This is a genomic window from Microbacterium petrolearium, from assembly GCF_054782875.1.
In genome coordinates this window covers 196449-213551 of record NZ_BAAGRQ010000002.1, presented here as the reverse complement: position 1 = coordinate 213551, position 17103 = coordinate 196449, and the positions used below count along the sequence as shown (strand labels likewise).

Genomic DNA, 17103 nt, shown 5'->3' with positions numbered 1-17103 from the left:
CAGAACCCAGGGCGGTTCACGCCACCCAAATCGACCGCACCCCACCCCCGCACAAAGCGCCCACTATGTCCTGAGACTCAACCGTCCACTAAGTCCTGAGACTTCACAGTGTGCAGACGCCGCTGTCTCGGCGCACAGATGCTGTCTCGCTGAGAGGGGGCGGATCAGCGGGACGGGGGCGTGCTCATCCACTCCGGGTCGATCTTGGGCAGGCGCTTCACGCGCGGGCGGCGCTTGGGCCGCTCGGGGATGAGCGCGCGCATCTCGTCGACCTTGCCCCAGCACAGCAGCCGGTCCTCGGCCTCGAGCACGAGGCGGCCGGGCGGATTCGGGATGACCGACGAGCCGCGGTGCAGCGTGAGCACCGAGATGTCGCGCTGCCACAGCCCCGACTCGCGCAGCGTCTTGCCGACGAACTCCGCATCGCCGTGCACGACGATCTCGGCCACGCCGTAGCCGGTCGAGACGGCGAGCCGCTCGCGCACGTCGATGTGCGGGAACGCCACCTGGCCCGCGATGTAGTCGATGATCGCGCCCGCCACGTCGAGCCGCGTGGCCGTCTCGATGCCCTGCAGGCCCGGCGAGGAGTTCACCTCCATGACGAGGGGGCCCTCCGCCCCCTCGAGCATGTCGACGCCCGCCACCTTGAGCCCCATGATCTGCGCCGCCCGCACGGCCGTGCGCTCGTACTCCTCATCCAGCTCGACGCGCTCGACCGAGCCGCCGCGGTGCACGTTGGAGCGGAACTCGTCGCCGCTCGCGGAGCGCCGCATCGCCGCAACGACCCGGTCGCCCACGACGAGCGCGCGGATGTCGCGGCCCCTCGACTCCTTCACGAAGCGCTGGATGAGCACGTTCTGGCGCGCGGACTGCAGCGTCTCGATGATCGCCTCGGCCACCTTGTTGTCGGGGGCCAGGATGACGCCGATCCCCTGCGTGCCCTCGATGAGCTTGATGACGACGGGGGCGCCGCCGACGCGCTCGATCGCCGGGATCACGTCGGCGCGGTCGCGCACGAACGCGGTGGCGGGCATCGCGATGCCGTGGCGGGAGAGGATCTGGTTGGCGCGCAGCTTGTCGCGCGAGTTCGAGATGCCGCCGGCGGTGTTGGGCGTGTACACGTCCATCTGCTCGAACTGCCGCACGACGGCCGTGCCGTAGTACGTGATGGAGTTGCCGATGCGCGGCACGATCGCGTCGTAGTCGCGCAGCCGCTTGCCGCGGTACTGCAGATCGGGGTCGTCTCCCGACAGGTCGATCGCGAAGCGCAGGGTGTTGAGCACCTTCACCTCGTGGCCGCGATCGAGCGCGGCGGCGCGCAGTCGCTGGGTGCTGTAGCTGCGCGGCGCGCGGGAGAGGATGGCGATTCTCACGTGGTGATTCCCAGGATTCGGACGGACGGTGCGGTTTGATGGTTGCCGTGCCCCGCTCCCATCATCCACCCTCGCGCCTCGTCGGCTGGCGCGAATGGGTAAGTCTGCCCGGAACGGGCGTGGAGTGGCTCAAGGCCAAGGTCGACACGGGCGCGCAGACCTCGTCGCTGCACGCCTTCGGGCTCAAGGAGTTCACGCGCGACGGCCAGCCGTGGGTGCGCTTCGAGGTGCACCCCTGGCAGCGCAGCTCGGCCGACGCCGTCACGCTGGAGCTTCCCGTGCACGACCGCCGCAGGGTGCGCAGCTCGTCGGGCCACTCGCAGAAGCGCTACGTCGTGCTCATGGACGTGCGCCTGCTCGATGAGGTGATCCGCGCCGAGGTCACCCTCAGCCGCCGCGACGCCATGGGCTTCCGCATGCTCATCGGGCGCGAGCTGCTGCGCAAGGGCTTCCTCGTCGACGCGCATCAGTCCTACCTGGGCGGCAGGCCGCCCAAGGCCGTGCGCCGCGCCAACCGCAGCACCGATGACGCGGAACCGCAGCAGGACGCACCCTGAACGCGGAGCCGTTCCGCAACCGATCTCCGCATCGGATCGGTATCGGTTCTCCTCGTGAGGCGGTGTGAGCCGGCCCGCGCTCGATAGCGTGGCAGCGACATCACCACAGGGGGGACTCTCATGAGCACGAACACGCCTTCGACGCCTGCCGGCTGGTACCCGAGCGAGCGCACCGGTCAGCTGCGCTACTGGGACGGCGCGCAGTGGACCGAGCACTACCAGCCCGCCGCGCCGGCACAGCCCGCACCGCCGCAGCCGGCCGCGCCGCAGCAGCCCGCGGCACAGCAGCCCGCGGCGTGGCAGCAGCCCGCGGCACAGGCGCCCGAGGCGGGCGTTCCCGGCATCCCGTCCCCCCAGCAGTTCGCCGCCACCGGCCAGCCCGCCGCGTACGGCCAGGCCCCGTCCGGCGACGTGCCCGCGGCCGCGCCCGGGTACGGGCAGGCGCCCGCCGCAGCCGGAGCACCGCACGGCCAGGCATCGGCGTACGACACCGCCGCCCCGGCGTTCGCGGGCACCGCGCCGGCCCCCGGGCGGAAGAAGGGCCTCGGCAAGGGCGCGATCGCGGGCATCGTCGCGGGCGCCGTGGTCGTCGCCGGCGCCGCCGTCTGGGGCGGCGTCGTGCTGTTCGGCGGGCTGGGCGGCGCGGGCGGCTGCCCCACCCCCGACGCGGCCCTCTTCGACGGGCTCACCGAATCCGGCGGCGCGGAGGGCGTCTCGGCGGCCGAGCTCGCCGACGCCTCCGCGCTCTCGCCGGACGAGATCCAGTCCCTGTTCGGCGACGCCTGCGTGTACACCGCGTCGGGCGAGATCGAAGGCGCGCTGGGCTCGCCCGCGACGGGCGAGATGACCATCGCGCTGAGCTCGGACGGCGCCGTCGACCCCGCGTCCGTCGCCGACACGTTCGAGGCGGCCGGATGGTCCGACCTCGGCGCGCTCGCGGCGCTCGGTGGCGAGGACACCGGCGGCATGGGCATGTGGATCGAGGGCGACATGGCCTCGCTCATCACGAGCGAGACGACGGCCATGACGATGGCGATCGGCATGGAGTTCGAGGCGGCCAAGGAGCAGATGAGCGATGAGGAGCTGCAGGAGCTCGAGTCGCGCTTCCCCGGCCTGGACTACATGCTCGTGGTGGTCACCACCAGCGAGTGACCCGGGCCCGCCCGTCACTCCTTCTTCGCCCGGCTCGGCTGGACCCGCGGCGGCTCGCCTGGCATCTTCGGGAAGTCGGGAGGGAAGGGCAGCTCGCCGAGCCCGTCGGCGAGGTCCCGCTCCCACCACTCCAGCAGGGTGTCGATCCGGGCCGGGCTCTCGTCGATCCCGGCCCACGGATCGCCGACCTCCTCGAGGCGGCGGGGCACGGTGCGGATCGTGAACTCGTGCGGCTCGAGGCCGTCCAGCTCCTCCCACGTCACCGGCGTCGACACGGTGGCCGCCGGCAGGGGGCGCGGGCTGTAGGCGCCGGCCATCGTGCGGTCGCGATTGGCCTGGTTGAAGTCCACGAAGATGCGCTCTCCGCGCTCCTCCTTCCACCAGCTCGTCGTGACGCGATCCGGCATCCGGCGCTCGAGCTCGCGGCCCGCGGCGATGACCGCGTGCCGCACGTCGAGGAACTCCCACTCCGGCACGATCGGGCAGAACACGTGCAGGCCGCGATTGCCGCTCGTCTTGAGCCACGGCTCCAGTCCCGCCTCGTGCAGCACCTCGCGCAGGCCGTGGGCGGCCCGCACGGCGTCGGCGAAGTCGGTGCCCGGCTGCGGGTCGAGGTCGATGCGCAGCTCGACCGGCCGGTCCGTGTCGCTCGCCCGCGAGGCCCAGGGATGGAACACGACGGTGTTCATCTGCGCCGCCCACACGACGGCGGCCGGTTCGGTGAGCACCAGCTGCGGGTGACGGCGGCCGCTGTTGTACGTGACGGTGACCGCCTCGACGTAGTCGGGCGCGCCCTTGGGCGGGTTCTTGGAGAAGAAGCTCTCGCCCTCGATCGACTCGGGGAAGCGCTCCAGCGACACCGGCCGCCCGCCGTTGTGGGCGAGGAACGGATCGGCCACGGCGATGAGGTACTCCGCCAGCTCGCGCTTGGTGATGCCCGCCTCGGGCCACAGCACGCGGCCGGGGCTCGACAGCGAGACCTCCCGCCCGCCGGCCTCCAGTGTGATCCGCTCCGACGCCATGCCCCGAGGCTAGGGGTCGGGCCCGCGCCGGCGAAAGGGCTTGACGCCGGGGTCAGTCGGCCAGGGCCAGAACCGGGGCGAGCTCCTCGCGCGTGAGGGTCATGAGCGGACCGGCGGGATCGATGATGATGCCGCCCACCTGCGGGTTGTCGCGCAGGGCCCGCGCGATCTTCTCGACGGCCAGGGGCAGCGCCTTCTCGTCGCGGCCGAGCGCCGCGATCTCGAGCGGGTGCGAGAACACCTGCAGCAGCCGGGTGCCGTCGGCCAGGCGCGCCTCCGCGATCCCGAGCTTCTCGCTGTCGTTCTGCGAGGGCCCGACCGCCACCCACAACGGCGGGCGCTCCGCCAGCAGGGTGGCGAGACGGTGCGGCGTGTCGGCCTGCCGCGGCTCGGCGAGCAGCGACTTGACGCGCGCCTGCGGATCGGCCTCGGCGAAGGCCTTCTCGAGCACCTGGCGGGGCAATACGGCGCGGCGCGGCGACTGGTTGTCGAGGATGAGGCCCGCGTAGGTGCCCTCGAGCAGGTGCCGCACCAGCGCGGCGACCGGCTGGCCGATCGCGGAGGTCTGCGTGTCGCCGTCGGCCGTGACGGCCTCGCGCAGCGCGCGGCCCGAGCTGTAGGCGAGCATGTAGTCCTTGTCGCCGGCGTGCGCGACACCGAAGGTGATCTGCCCACCGTCGGCGAGCTGCTGACGCGCGTCGCCCTGCACGCGCAGGTAGAGGTTGCCCTGCATCGCCTGGCGGACGACGCCCAGCACCTGGGCGCCCGAGGGCTTGTCGGGCAGCGCCGCGAGCGCGTCGCGCACGAGCGCGTTGTCGCGCAGGCCGGGCACGGTCTCGTGCTCCGTCGGCGGCGCCGCGGGCGCGAACGGCAACCCGGGGCGCGCGTTCGAGCGGGGCGTGGCCTGCATGCGAATGCGCGGGTCGGCCGCGGCGCGCGCGACGAACGGATCGGCGCGCGGGCTGCCGTCGCGGGGCGCGGGCGGCTCGACGGGGGCGCCGGTGCCGCCGAGTCCCGTGAACGACGACATCGAGATGCTCACGTTCGGGGTGTCCGCGGGGGCCGGTGGGGCGTCGGCGGGGGCCAGGGACGCGTCGGCGGCCGACCGCGCGGCGTCGCCCTCCGGGCGTTCCGTCTCGCTCGCCTCGACCGCCTCGTCCTTCCTCGGGTCGCGGTCGTCCTTCTTCTTGCGTGAGAACAGGCCCATGCGCCCAGCGTACGTGGCATGGGTGACGCGCGCGGCGCGCTCCCCGCCGCCTCAGAGCTTCGCGATGGGCGCGACCTTGATGAGCAGCTTCTTCGCCCCGGCCGTGTCGAACCGCACGTGGGCGATGCGCTTGGCGCCCTCGCCCGTGACGGCGTCGACGCGCCCCTCGCCGAAGTCGTCGTGCCGGATGCGGTCGCCGGGCGCCAGCTCGAGGTCGCCGTTGTCGCGCACCTTGTTCGTGACGAGCCCGGGGAACCGATCCATCGCCGTGGACTTCGGCTTCAGCCCGCCGCCGGCCGGCAGCGGCTTCGCGCCCCACCGGTCCCCACCGGTGGGGCGGCGCGCGTTCAGCGCGCGCGACTGCGTGCCGCCGCGCCCGTTCACGTCGCCGGGCGACTGGCGCCAGTCGATGAGGTGGGCCGGGATCTCCTGCAGGAACCGACTGGGCATCGCCACCGACACCTCGCCGAACTGCGCGCGCGTCATCGCCAGCGACAGGTACAGCCGCTTGCGGGCGCGCGTGATGCCGACGTAGAACAGGCGCCGCTCCTCCTGCGGCCCGCCCGGCTCGCCGGCCGAGATCCGGTGCGGGATGAGGTCCTCCTCCACGCCCGTGAGGAACACGTGGTCGAACTCGAGGCCCTTGGCCGTGTGCAGCGTCATGAGCGACACCGATCCGGACTCGTCGTCGAGGTCGTCGCTGTCGGCCACGAGCGCGACCTCGGTGAGGAAGTCGAGCAGCGTGCCCTCGGGGTTGTTGCGCGCGAACTCGCGCGTCACGGCCACGAGCTCGTCGAGGTTCTCGACGCGGGCCTCGTCCTGCGGGTCGCGCGAGGCGCGCAGCGCGTCGTAGTAGCCCGACTTGTTCAGCAGCAGCTGCAACCCCTCGGTCACCGCCGTGGGCGGTGCCGCCTCGCCCGAGGCGGGCAGCATGATCTCGGTCGCCTCGCGCAGCACGGCGTCGAGGTGGGCGATCGCGGCCTGCAGCTTGGGCCCCACGCCCAGCTCCGCCGCGTTCGAGAGGGCGTCGCGGAACGTGATGTCGTGGTCGGCGGCGAACTGCGCGATCCCCGTCTCGGTGACCCCGCCGATGCCGCGCTTGGGCTTGTTCAGGATGCGCCGCACGGCCATCTCGTCGGCGGGGTTCGCCACGGCGACGAGGTACGCCAGCGCGTCCTTGATCTCGGCGCGCTCGTAGAACTTGGTGCCGCCCATGATCTTGTAGGGCACGGCGGCGCGGATGAAGATCTCCTCGAGCGCGCGGGACTGCGAGTTGGTGCGGTAGAACACCGCGATGTCGCCGTAGGCGGCGCCGGCGCGGTGCAGCGCCTCGATCTCGTCGGCGACGAACTGCGCCTCGTCGTGCTGCGAGTACCCCGTGAAGCCGACGACCTTCTCGCCCGTGCCGGCGTCGGTCCACAGGCTCTTCGCCTTGCGGTCGAAGTTGTTCGCGATCACCGCATTGGCCGCGTCGAGGATGTTCTGGGTCGAGCGGTAGTTCTGCTCGAGCAGCACCACCTTGGCGCCGGGGAAGTCGCGCTCGAACTCGCTGATGTTGCGGATGTCGGCGCCGCGGAACGCGTAGATCGACTGATCCGAGTCGCCCACCACCGTGAGCGACGCCGCCTCTCCCTCGTCCATGAGCGCGAGCATGCCGCCCCCGACGTCCTGCGACGACTGGATCGGGCGCGTGAGCTCATGGATGAGCGCGTACTGCGCGTGGTTCGTGTCCTGGTACTCGTCGACGAGGATGTGCCGGAACCGCTTGCGGTAGACGTCGGCCACCTGTGGGAAGGCGCGGAACAGGTACACCGTCTGCGCGATGAGGTCGTCGAAGTCGAACGCGTTGGCCCGGCGCAGCTGCCGCTCGTAGTCGCGGAAGACGTCGATGAACACGCGCTCGGCGGGATCGTCGTGGCTCACCGTGCGGGCGTACGCGTCGGCGTCGGACAGCTCGTTCTTGAGCTTCGAGATCTTCGACTGCACCGCGGCGGGGGTCAGGCCGAGCGCGTCGGCCTCGTGCTCCTTGACGAGCCGCTTGATGAGGGCGCGCGAGTCGCCCGAGTCGTAGATCGTGAACGCCTTCGTGAAGCCGAACTGCTCGGCCTCGCGGCGCAGGATGCGCACGCACGCCGAGTGGAACGTCGAGATCCACATGCCGCGGGCGCTGTCGCCCACCAGCTGCTCGACGCGCTCGCGCATCTCCTGCGCGGCCTTGTTCGTGAACGTGATGGCGAGGATCTGCGACGGCCACGCCTCGCGCGAGCGCAGCAGCGACGCGATGCGGCGGGTCAGCACGCTCGTCTTGCCCGATCCCGCACCCGCGACGATGAGCAGCGCGGGTCCGCGGTACTCCACCGCCTCGCGCTGCTGCGGGTTGAGGCCGTCCAGCAGCGGGTCGCCGGCCGGGCCGGATCCGCGAACGATGAGGGGCGAGGAGGCGTCTGACATGTCCCCTCAAGTCTAGGTTCGGGCACCGACGCAGCCGCCCGCGGCGCCGAATCCGGCGCACGGCCGGCACCTCGCGACCCCGGGGAAGCCGCGCGCGGCCGGGATACCACCCGATTCACGGGTTGCGGCATATCGCGGGGCGATACCGTCGAGGGATGAGCACGCGCATGCCGCCGGCGATGGGTCCGCTGGAGCCCGAAACCCAGCGTCTGGGCGACGCCGTGTTCGAGCGGATCGGCGATGCGATCGTCGAGGGGCGCCTGCAGCCGGGCGAGCGGATCCGCGATGTCGACATCGCCGCGGAGCTCGGCGTCTCGCGCATGCCGGTGCGCGAGGCGCTGCAGCGGCTGGAGCGACTCGGCCTCGTGGAGATGTCCGCCAGCCGGTTCACGCGCGTCACCGAGATCTCCGGAGAGGACGTCGACGCGGCGATGGAGTACCTCGGCTATCAGGTGGGCATCGCGGTGCGGATGGCGGCGCGCATGCCCGATGAGGAGCTGCGGCAGACGGTCGACCTCGCTCGCGAGACCGCGTCCCTGTGCCGGTCCACGCCGTCCGCCGACTCCATCGAACCGCCGCTCGAATCCGTGTTCGCGATCTACGACGCGGCCGGCGCCCTGTACTCCCGCCTGGTCGACTGCTGCGGCAATCCCGTGTTCATGCGCGCCTACCGCGACGCGTGGATCGTCCTGCGGCGCGCCCAGCGCGGCAGGCCGCGCCTCATCCAGACGCCCTCGGCGATCGCCGAGGCGTTCGACCGTCTGGCGGACGCGCTCGAGCGGCGCGACGCGTCCGGCTCGGAGGGGATCATCCGGAGCGTCTTCCGCCTGGACGACGCTCCCACGCCCGCCGGCTGAGCGCGCGGATCAGCGGAAGAACGCGACGCCGAGATCCGTGTGGTCGACGAAGACGCCGTCCACACCGCTGTCGCGGATGATCCGCCACTCGGCCTCGTAGTCGCCGAACGCCGCCTTCCCCCCGCCGGAGCGGAACTCGCCCACGAGGAACGCGTTCTCCGGTCGGCAGGTCCACGTGTACACGCGCAGACCGCGCGCGTGCGCGTCGGCGACGACGGACGAGGGCCCCGTGGCGCGCCCGCGCCGGTCCGGCGCGAGGATCATCCTCTTGTCCACGCTGATGCCGTCCACCCGCCCCACCAGGCGGTCCAGTCCCTCCGGGCGTGCCGTCGCCGCGTACGTCGGCGCGTCCGCGCCGTGCGCCGCGACGAGGTCGGCCGGGCTGCCCTTCGCCTCGAGCAGGTAGACGAACGACGCCGTGAGCCCGGCCTCGCGCAGGCGCGTGAGCACCGTGGATTCGAACGACTCCACCACGAGCGGCCGGCGCCCGTCGTCCCAGCCCGCGGCGCGCAGGTCGCGGAGGATGAGCGGCACGAGGTCGAGCCCGACGGAGGTGAAGTACGTGGCGTGCTTCACCTCGAGCACGACCGCGATCTCCCGGCCGTGCGCGAGCGAGGCGCGTGCGGTCAGCTCGAGCAGGTCGGTGAGGCGCAGCATCGGCTGCGAGTCGTCGAAGCTCGCGCTCGCGGGGCGCAGCTGCGGGATGCGCTCCCGGCACCGCAGCGTCGCCAGCTCCCCCCACGTGAAGTCCTCGGTGAACCAGCCCGTCAGCCGCGCGCCGTCCACCGTCTTCGTGGTGCGGCGATCCGCGAACTCGGGGCGGTCCGCCACGTCTGTGGTGCCCGAGATCTCGTTCTCGTGCCGCACCACGAGCACGCCGTCGCGCGTGGCGACGACGTCGGGCTCGACGGCGTCGCAGCCCATCTCGAACGCCAGCTCGTACGCCGACGGCGAGTGCTCGGGCCGGTACCCGGACGCGCCGCGGTGCGCGACGACGAGCGGCGGACGAGGCGACATGGTCCCCAGGCTAATCCGGGCGCCTCCGCGCGCGGGCGCCGCGGAGAAGCGCGCGGTGGGGAAAACCCCCGAAGCCCGTTGCGCCGTGGGCGAAATCCCCGAAGCCCCAGGCGCGCCATAGGGATCGCCATTACTGTGGAAGGAAGGCGCCGCGGCCGGCGCCGAACGAGACCTTGGAGTGTGACCGATCATGGCCAGCCCCGGATTCAACAACCCCGTGTTCCAGGCGCCGCAGTCGCGGCAGGGCGGTTACGGAACGCCCCTGCAGCCGCCCGTGGCGCAGCAGCAGCCGAACGCCGGCGCCGTGCAGGCCGGGCAGTTCTCGCACATGGGCGTGGACGCCGCCGCCCAGGCCCGTATGGAGGGCGCGTACGCCGCCCCCACCGCCGGCTCGCTCGAGACCGGACGCATGACCGTCGAGGACACCGTCATCAAGACGGTCGTGCTCTTCGGCGCGATGCTCGTGTTCGCCGCCATCGGCTGGGTGTGGACGCTCGGCGGCAGCCTCAACCCGCAGGCCGTCGGCGCCGTGAGCTTCGTGCCGTGGATCGTGGGCGCGCTCGGCGGCTTCGTGCTCGGACTCGTCAACTCGTTCAAGAAGCAGCCCAGCGTCCCGCTCATCTTCGCGTACGCCGCGTTCGAGGGCCTCTTCGTCGGCGGCATCTCGGCGTTCTTCGAGGCCATCTGGCCGGGCATCGTCTTCCAGGCGACGCTCGCGACCGTCTCCGTCGTCGGCGTCACGCTCGCTCTCTTCGCGAGCGGCAAGGTCCGCGCCTCGGCGAAGGCGACGAAGATCTTCATGATCGCGATGATCGGCTACCTGGTCTTCTCGCTGCTCAACGTCGTCCTGATGTGGACCGGCGTGAACACCGACCCGTGGGGCCTGCGCTCGGCTGAGTTCATGGGCATCCCGCTCGGCCTCATCATCGGCATCCTCGTCGTCTTCATGGCGGCGTACTCGCTCGTGCTGGACTTCGACATGATCCAGCAGGGCGTGCGCAACGGCGCCCCCCGCAAGTACGGCTGGATGGGCGCCTTCGGCATCATGGTCACCGTCGTGTGGCTGTACATCGAGATCCTGCGCATCATCGCGATCCTGCGCGGCAACGACTGAGTCGCCGCTCTCCGCGAAGGCCGTCCCCTCGGGGGCGGCCTTCGTCGTCTCCGGGATCCGCCGAGGGCTGATCCGCCCGGGGCGGATTCCCGCACGCGGCCGGCGCGGGCGGCGCACGCTGGGCACATGGCAGAAGACAGCACCGTCCCCCGGTTCACCGCAGACGCCCGGCGCGAGCTCTATCACCACCGCGTGCTCGTGCTCGACGGTCCGCTCGACGACGACAACGGCACCCTGCTCGCCACGCAGCTGGTGGCGCTGGCGGCCGAGGATCCGGCCGGCGACATCGCCCTGTGGATCCACTCCCCCGGCGGCTCCGTGCCGTCGATGCTCGCGATCCGCGACGTCATGCGGCTCGTGCCGTGCGACGTGGCGACGCTCGACCTGGGCATGGCCTACAGCGCGGGGCAGTTCCTACTCTCGGCGGGCGCGAGGGGCAAGCGGCGCGCGCTGCCGCACGCCAAGGTGCTGCTGCACCAGGGCTCGGCGGGCATCGGCGGCACCGCCGTGGACGTGGAGGTGCAGGCCGAGGACCTGCGCCAGATGCGCGACACCGTGCTGGGCCTGATCGCGGAGGACACGGGGCAGCCGGTGGAGCGCGTGTTCGAGGACTCGCTGCACGACCACTGGTACTCGGCGCAGGAGGCGCTCGAGTACGGCTTCATCGACGCGATCGTGAGCGACTTCGACGACATCATGCCGCGCCGGCGGCGGCCCCTCGGGCTCGGGGCGGATCTCGGCGCCAACGACGAGGAGGGCGCCCGATGAGCGGCTACACGATCCCCAACGTGATCACGCGCGACGCCCGCGGCGAGCGGATCATGGACGTCTACTCGCACCTGCTGAGCGAGCGGGTCGTCTACCTCGGCACGTGCATCGACGCCGGCGTGGCCAACGCGCTCATCGCGCAGCTGCTGCACCTCGAGGCCGACGGGCCCGACCGCGAGGTGCAGCTCTACATCAACTGCGAGGGCGGCGACCCGGCGGCCGCGCTGGGGGTGTACGACACGATCCGGTACATCCGGCCCGACGTCGCGACGACGTGCGTGGGCCAGGCGGTGGGCGTGGGGGCGATGCTGCTGGCGGCGGGCGCCGCGGGCAAGCGGGCCGTGCTGCCCCACGCGCGCGTCGTGCTGCATCAGCCGGCGGCGCAGAGCCGCGGCGCCGTGCCCGATCTCATCGTCCACGCCGACGAGCTCGTGCGGGTGCGCGGCGACCTCGAGCGGATCCTGGCGCACCACACGGGGCGCGAGGCGGCCGAGCTGCGCCGCGACACCGACCACGACCGCGTCTTCACGGCGGCCGGTGCCGTGGCGTACGGGCTGGCCGACCGCGTGCTGGAGCCGCGCGCGTGAGGCGCGGGCCGGCCCGGCTCGGGCGGAGAGCGCGGCTCAGGCGGCGAGCGCGAGGACCGCTCGGGTCGGCGCCGCGGCGCGGGCCGGGGCGGCGGGCGCGGCCGCCGGGGCCGTCGCACGCAGCTGATCGGCGACGCCGCTGGTCAGATCGAGCAGCGAGCCGCCCAGCGCACCGACGACGGCCGAGAGGATCTCGCTCGAGGGCTCCTTGAGCCCGCGCTCGACCTCCGACAGGTACTGCACCGAGACGCCCGCCCGCGCGGCGACGTCGGCGAGCGTCTCGCCGCGCTCATGGCGTCGGCGGCGCAGCTGCTCCCCCACCAGATGGCGCCACAGCGGATCGATCCGCGGGGCGCGGCGGGCATCGGGGGCAGGGAACGGGATCGGCTCGGCCATGTCCACACGGTAGGCGGCGCCGCGCGGCCCGCACAGCCCGTTCCGCTCACGGCAGAACGGCGGATCCCGCTCAGCGCCGCGGCGGTCCCGAAAGCGCGGCGCGCACGGCGTCGCCGAACGCCCGCAGCGACGGCTCGAAGCCCTGCGCCTCGGCCGAGGCGTAGGCCTCCTCCTCGAGGGCGGCGCGGTCCGGAGCCGTGAGGATCGCGCGGAGGGCACCGGCGAGCGCGGGGATGTCGCCGTCCGGCACGACCGTGCCGCCGCCGTGGGCGAGCATGTCGCGCGGGCCGTACGGAATGTCGTAGGCGACGACGGGCACGCCGTGCGCGAGGGCCTCGACGACGACGAGGCCCTGCGCCTCGTTCGTGCTCGTGAGCAGCAGCGCCTGCGCGCGGCCGAGCGCCGGCAGCGGGTCGGGGTCGTAGCCGTGCCACGTCACGGCGTCGGCGATGCCGAGCTCCGCCGCGAGCGCCTCCAGCATCTCGCGCTCGGGCCCGTCGCCGTGCACGTGCAGGTGCGCGTGCGGCACGTCCGCGCGGACGAGGGCGAGCGCGCGCAGCGCGTGGTCGACGCGCTTGCGCGGCGACAGCGAGTTGAGCATCGCCACGCGGCCGGGCTCGCGCGGCTCGTCCGAGCGCGTGACCGGCGGCGCGGGATGCGGCGCCACGAACGAGCGGGCGACGTCCGGCCCGAAGCGCCGCTCCACGTCGGCGCGCTGGCTGGGCGTCAGCCACGTGACGGCGTCGTATCGGTGGGCGGTGCCGAGCCAGCTCGCCCAGGCGTCGGCCATCGGCGCGTCCCAGGTGTGCGGGGGCAGGGTGTGGTTGGCGTGCGTCTCGTGCACGATCCGCAGGTCGGCGTCGAGCGCCGGGGCGGCGTCGGCGACGAGCACCTCGCCGATCTGTCGCGCCTCGCACACGACCACGGGCACGAGGCCGGTCGCGGTCGCCGCCTCGCGCGCCATCCGGTTGAGCCACACCCGGTACAGCGCGCCGAAGCCCGGCAGCCAGCCGGCGGGCTCCCCCGCATCGTCGTACACGGTGACGGCCGCGTCGCTGCGCATCCAGGCGGGGTCGCCCGTCACGACCGGCAGCCCCACCAGCGGCGCGCCCGCGTCGTCGCGCACGAGATTCTCGGCGAAACCGGACTCCGGTGCCGGCAGCGGCCGCGCGGCCCCGAGCAGCCAGGACCGGTCGGCGCGCAGGTCGTCGTACACATTGCGGAACGCGCGGCCGTCGTCGATGAGGCCCCGCCGCGCCCACTCGTCCCGGATCCGGTCGTTCCCCTCCCGCGTCGCGACGTTGACGGTGAGCACGAGCGACTCCCCGCCGGCCCACCGCAGGTCGCGCGCGCGCCGCATCACGGCGACGGCGAACCCGGCGTCGAGCCGCGGATCCACCCGCCCGGCCACGAGCAGGTACACGGCCGGCGGCACGAGATCGTTCACGCCCCCATCCTCTCCCGCGAGACAGCTTTCCCGCGCCGAGACAGCGTCGTCACGCCGCTGTCTCGGCGCACAGTTGCCGTCTCGCCGAGTCAGCGACGCGGGAGGGTCACTCCCACTCGATGGTCCCCGGGGGCTTGGAGGTCACGTCGAGCACGACGCGGTTGACCTCGCTCACCTCGTTCGTGATGCGGTTGGAGATCTTCGAGAGCACGTCGTACGGCAGGCGCGTCCAGTCCGCCGTCATGGCGTCCTCGCTCGACACCGGACGCAGCACGATCGGGTGGCCGTAGGTGCGGCCGTCGCCCTGCACGCCCACGCTGCGCACGTCGGCGAGCAGCACGACCGGGCACTGCCAGATCTCGCCGTCGAGGCCCGCCTTCGTCAGCTCCTCGCGGGCGATGGCGTCGGCCTCGCGCAGGATCTCGAGACGCTCGCGCGTGACCTCGCCGATGATCCGGATGCCCAGGCCCGGGCCGGGGAACGGCTGGCGGCCGACGATCGCCTCGGGGATGCCCAGCTCGCGGCCGATCGCCCGGACCTCGTCCTTGAACAGCGTGCGCAGCGGCTCGATGAGCTCGAAGTCGAGGTCCTCGGGCAGCCCGCCCACGTTGTGGTGGCTCTTGATGTTGGCGGTGCCGGCACCGCCGCCCGACTCGACGACGTCCGGGTAGAGCGTGCCCTGCACGAGGAACCGGATCGGCTCGCCCTCGGCCTTCGCCTCGGCCACGAGGTCGCGCTGCACCTGCTCGAACGCGCGGATGAACTCGCGCCCGATGATCTTGCGCTTCTCCTCGGGATCCGTCACGCCGGCCAGGTGGCCGAGGAACGTGTCGGCGGCGTCGACGGTGATGAGCCGCACGCCCGTGGACCCGACGTAGTCCTTCTCCACCTGCTCGCGCTCGCCCTTGCGCAGCAGGCCGTGGTCCACGAAGACGGCGGTGAGCTGGTCGCCGACGGCGCGGTGGACGAGCGCGGTCGAGACCGCGGAGTCCACGCCGCCCGAGAGCGCGGAGATGACGCGGGCCGATCCGACCTGCTCGCGGATGCGCGCCACCTGCTCCTCGATGACGTTGCCGCTGTTCCAGTCGGCGGGCAGGCCCGCGGCCTTGTGCAGGAAGTTCTCGATCACCTTCTGGCCGAAGTCGGAGTGCTTCACCTCGGGGTGCCACTGCACGCCGTAGAGGCAGGCGTCCGCGTTGCCGAAGGCGGCCACGGGCGTCGCGGCGGTCGAGGCGAGCACCTCGAAGCCCTCGGGCGCCTGGCGCACCTGGTCGCCGTGGCTCATCCACACGTTCTGCGCGGCCGGCTGCCCGCCGAGCAGCACGCCGCCGTCGCCGACGAGGGTCGCGTCGGTGGCGCCGTACTCGCGCAGCCCGGTGTTGGCGACCTCGCCGCCGAGGGCCTGCGCCATCACCTGGAAGCCGTAGCAGATGCCCAGGGTGGGGATGCCGAGGTCGAAGATGGAGGCGTCGAAGCTCGGCGCCCCCTCGGCGTAGACCGACGACGGCCCGCCGGAGAGGATCAGGGCGACGGGGTTCCTCGCCTCGACCTCCGCCCGCGTGATCGTGTGCGGCACGAGCTCGCTGAACACGCCGGCCTCGCGCACGCGGCGTGCGATCAGCTGCGCGTACTGCGCGCCGAAGTCGACGACCAGGACCGGTCGCTGGGCGGTGTCGGCGCTCATCGGCCGGCCTCCTCGGGGGTTGCGGACGCCGTGGCGCCCTCGGTCGCGGCGGCCTTGGCCGCGCGCTTCTCGGCAGCACGCTGCTCGCGCTCGGCGAGGTAGCGCTTCACGTCACGGGCGACGATGCCCTCCATCACGAACGACAGGAACGGCACGACGCCGCCGCCGGCGAGCATGAGGAAGCGGCCGAAGCCCCAGCGCATCAGGCTCCACAGGCGGAAGCAGGCGAACAGGTACACGACGTAGAACCAGCCGTGCACGATGAGGATCCCGAGCGACAGGTTGATGCCGTCGCCCGTGGAGACGATGTCGCAGCCGCCGGCGCCCATCGCGAACTGCGAGTACCAGAGGCAGTCGGCGCTGGGCAGTACCTCGGCGAACCAGAGGAAGCCGCCCGATCCGCCCAGGAAGAGCTCCACGTGCAGGGGCGTGTACTTCAGGATCATCTCGGCGACGAGCAGCAGCAGGCCGATGCCGGTGATCACCGAGCAGATCTGATAGAACCGCAGCGCGCCTCGGATTTTGGGGAACGAAGCGAGCCGGGGTTGCGCCATGCACCCATTCTAGGCGGGCGAGCCTGGGCCTCCGCCGCCCGCCGATCGGCGCCGGAGCGGCGGCACAAGCGGCGCCGCTAGAGATCGTCCTCGTCGTCGAGCGCGTCGGGGTCGACGCCCTCGATCTGCTCGAGCTCGCGCTCCCACGCGTCGCGCGCGAGGCGGTACCAGAGGTAGAACGCGAAGCCCGCGAACACGGCCCACTCGATCGCGTAGAAGATGTTGAGCCAGTTGATCGGGCTGCCCAGCTCCGGCGCCGGCGACGAGATCGCCTCGAGCCCCGCGTCGCCGATGCCACCGGTCGGATCCGCCGAGGTCAGGTACGGGCGGTACACATCGCCCGTCACCTCGCCCCACTGCCCCAGCAGCGCGGCCGGCGACATGCGCGTCATCTCGTAGGGATCGTCGCCCGTGGCGACCGCGGGGCCCTCGTCGGAGATGATGCGGCCCGTGAGCTCGACCGTCGCGCCGGCGTCGGCCAGGGCGGCCAGCTCGACGGCCGCATCCTCGGCACGCTCGCGGGAGGCGGTCCAGCCGATCGCGACCGCGAGCGACGATTCGTCCTCGAGCTGCAGGCGACCGGTGACCCAGTACCCCTCGACGTCGTCGTTGAAGCGCGACGACACGAGGAGGAAGTCGTCCGGATCCCAGGTGCCGGCGACCGCCACGCGCTGACCGACGAGCGGCTCCTCGAGGTAGGCGCCCGGCTGGACGACCTCGTCGATCGGCAGGACCTCCTCCGTGGCGCCGGGCTCGGGCGGATCGGTGTCGATCGCGCTCGAGAGCTGCCACTGGCCGAGCCACGCGAACACCCCGGCGACGACGAGGCACAGCGCGAGCATCGCGAGCCAGCGCGGCCGCAGCATGACCTCACGCAGCGTCGGCGGGAAGTCCAGAGCCTCCTGCGGCTCCGGCGA

At 72.6% G+C, this 17103-nt stretch carries 16 protein-coding genes; 6 read left to right on the top strand and 10 right to left on the bottom strand.

Going from position 1 to position 17103, the window contains the following annotated elements; genetic code table 11:
* Nucleotides 1–164 precede the first annotated feature (164 nt).
* The gene (locus ACYVJ0_RS02985; RefSeq protein WP_460815898.1) at nt 165–1373 is read right to left on the bottom strand and encodes a RimK family alpha-L-glutamate ligase; all 1209 of its coding nucleotides are present in this window, start codon (nt 1371–1373) and stop codon (nt 165–167) included.
* A gap of 38 nt (nt 1374–1411) precedes the next feature.
* Between ACYVJ0_RS02985 and ACYVJ0_RS02980 the strand changes: the two genes are divergently transcribed.
* Nucleotides 1412–1930, top strand: a complete 519-nt coding sequence (locus ACYVJ0_RS02980; protein ID WP_460815896.1) for an ATP-dependent zinc protease family protein — start codon at nt 1412–1414, stop codon at nt 1928–1930.
* A 120-nt stretch (nt 1931–2050) separates the two neighbouring features.
* On the top strand, nt 2051–3082 hold the full coding sequence (locus tag ACYVJ0_RS02975; protein WP_460815894.1) for a DUF2510 domain-containing protein: 1032 nt from the start codon (nt 2051–2053) through the stop codon (nt 3080–3082).
* A 14-nt stretch (nt 3083–3096) separates the two neighbouring features.
* Here ACYVJ0_RS02975 and ligD read toward each other — a convergent pair whose 3' ends face one another.
* The 3 genes from ligD to ACYVJ0_RS02960 are packed head-to-tail and all read right to left on the bottom strand — an operon-like array spanning nt 3097 to nt 7762.
* Complete coding sequence (gene ligD / locus ACYVJ0_RS02970) at nt 3097–4104, bottom strand: non-homologous end-joining DNA ligase (RefSeq protein WP_460815892.1); 1008 nt, start codon at nt 4102–4104, stop codon at nt 3097–3099.
* A 52-nt stretch (nt 4105–4156) separates the two neighbouring features.
* Nucleotides 4157–5311 carry an SseB family protein gene (locus ACYVJ0_RS02965; protein ID WP_460815890.1) on the bottom strand — a complete coding sequence of 385 codons (1155 nt, stop codon included), beginning with the start codon at nt 5309–5311 and terminating at the stop codon, nt 4157–4159.
* A gap of 51 nt (nt 5312–5362) precedes the next feature.
* Nucleotides 5363–7762 carry an ATP-dependent helicase gene (locus ACYVJ0_RS02960; RefSeq protein WP_460815888.1) on the bottom strand — a complete coding sequence of 800 codons (2400 nt, stop codon included), beginning with the start codon at nt 7760–7762 and terminating at the stop codon, nt 5363–5365.
* A gap of 155 nt (nt 7763–7917) precedes the next feature.
* Here ACYVJ0_RS02960 and ACYVJ0_RS02955 point away from each other — a divergent pair, with 155 nt between their 5' ends.
* Nucleotides 7918–8619, top strand: a complete 702-nt coding sequence (locus ACYVJ0_RS02955; protein WP_460815887.1) for a GntR family transcriptional regulator — start codon at nt 7918–7920, stop codon at nt 8617–8619.
* 9 nt (nt 8620–8628) lie between these two features.
* Here ACYVJ0_RS02955 and ACYVJ0_RS02950 read toward each other — a convergent pair whose 3' ends face one another.
* The gene (locus tag ACYVJ0_RS02950; RefSeq protein ID WP_460815885.1) at nt 8629–9636 is read right to left on the bottom strand and encodes a glycerophosphodiester phosphodiesterase family protein; all 1008 of its coding nucleotides are present in this window, start codon (nt 9634–9636) and stop codon (nt 8629–8631) included.
* A 190-nt stretch (nt 9637–9826) separates the two neighbouring features.
* Here ACYVJ0_RS02950 and ACYVJ0_RS02945 point away from each other — a divergent pair, with 190 nt between their 5' ends.
* The 3 genes from ACYVJ0_RS02945 to ACYVJ0_RS02935 all read left to right on the top strand — a co-directional run bounded on the left by ACYVJ0_RS02945 (nt 9827) and on the right by ACYVJ0_RS02935 (nt 12105).
* On the top strand, nt 9827–10750 hold the full coding sequence (locus ACYVJ0_RS02945; protein WP_460815883.1) for a Bax inhibitor-1/YccA family protein: 924 nt from the start codon (nt 9827–9829) through the stop codon (nt 10748–10750).
* A gap of 126 nt (nt 10751–10876) precedes the next feature.
* Complete coding sequence (locus ACYVJ0_RS02940; protein ID WP_460815881.1) at nt 10877–11518, top strand: ClpP family protease; 642 nt, start codon at nt 10877–10879, stop codon at nt 11516–11518.
* Complete coding sequence (locus ACYVJ0_RS02935) at nt 11515–12105, top strand: ClpP family protease (protein ID WP_460815880.1); 591 nt, start codon at nt 11515–11517, stop codon at nt 12103–12105. Before ACYVJ0_RS02940 ends, ACYVJ0_RS02935 begins: the two co-directional genes overlap by 4 nt.
* A 36-nt stretch (nt 12106–12141) precedes the next feature.
* Here the strand turns inward: ACYVJ0_RS02935 and ACYVJ0_RS02930 are convergent, their stop codons facing one another.
* From ACYVJ0_RS02930 to ACYVJ0_RS02910, 5 genes are all read right to left on the bottom strand, one after another.
* The gene (locus tag ACYVJ0_RS02930; protein WP_460815879.1) at nt 12142–12501 is read right to left on the bottom strand and encodes a helix-turn-helix domain-containing protein; all 360 of its coding nucleotides are present in this window, start codon (nt 12499–12501) and stop codon (nt 12142–12144) included.
* A 70-nt stretch (nt 12502–12571) separates the two neighbouring features.
* On the bottom strand, nt 12572–13948 hold the full coding sequence (locus tag ACYVJ0_RS02925) for a glycosyltransferase (RefSeq protein WP_460815877.1): 1377 nt from the start codon (nt 13946–13948) through the stop codon (nt 12572–12574).
* Between the two features lie 106 nt (nt 13949–14054).
* Nucleotides 14055–15632 (bottom strand): glutamine-hydrolyzing GMP synthase, encoded by a 1578-nt coding sequence (gene guaA, locus ACYVJ0_RS02920; protein ID WP_460815875.1) that lies wholly within the window; start codon nt 15630–15632, stop codon nt 14055–14057.
* Complete coding sequence (locus ACYVJ0_RS02915; RefSeq protein ID WP_460815874.1) at nt 15629–16186, bottom strand: DUF3817 domain-containing protein; 558 nt, start codon at nt 16184–16186, stop codon at nt 15629–15631. The genes guaA and ACYVJ0_RS02915 overlap by 4 nt, the downstream gene beginning before the upstream one ends.
* Before the next feature lie 77 nt (nt 16187–16263).
* Nucleotides 16264–17052, bottom strand: a complete 789-nt coding sequence (locus tag ACYVJ0_RS02910) for an SURF1 family protein (protein WP_460815988.1) — start codon at nt 17050–17052, stop codon at nt 16264–16266.
* Nucleotides 17053–17103 lie beyond the last annotated feature (51 nt).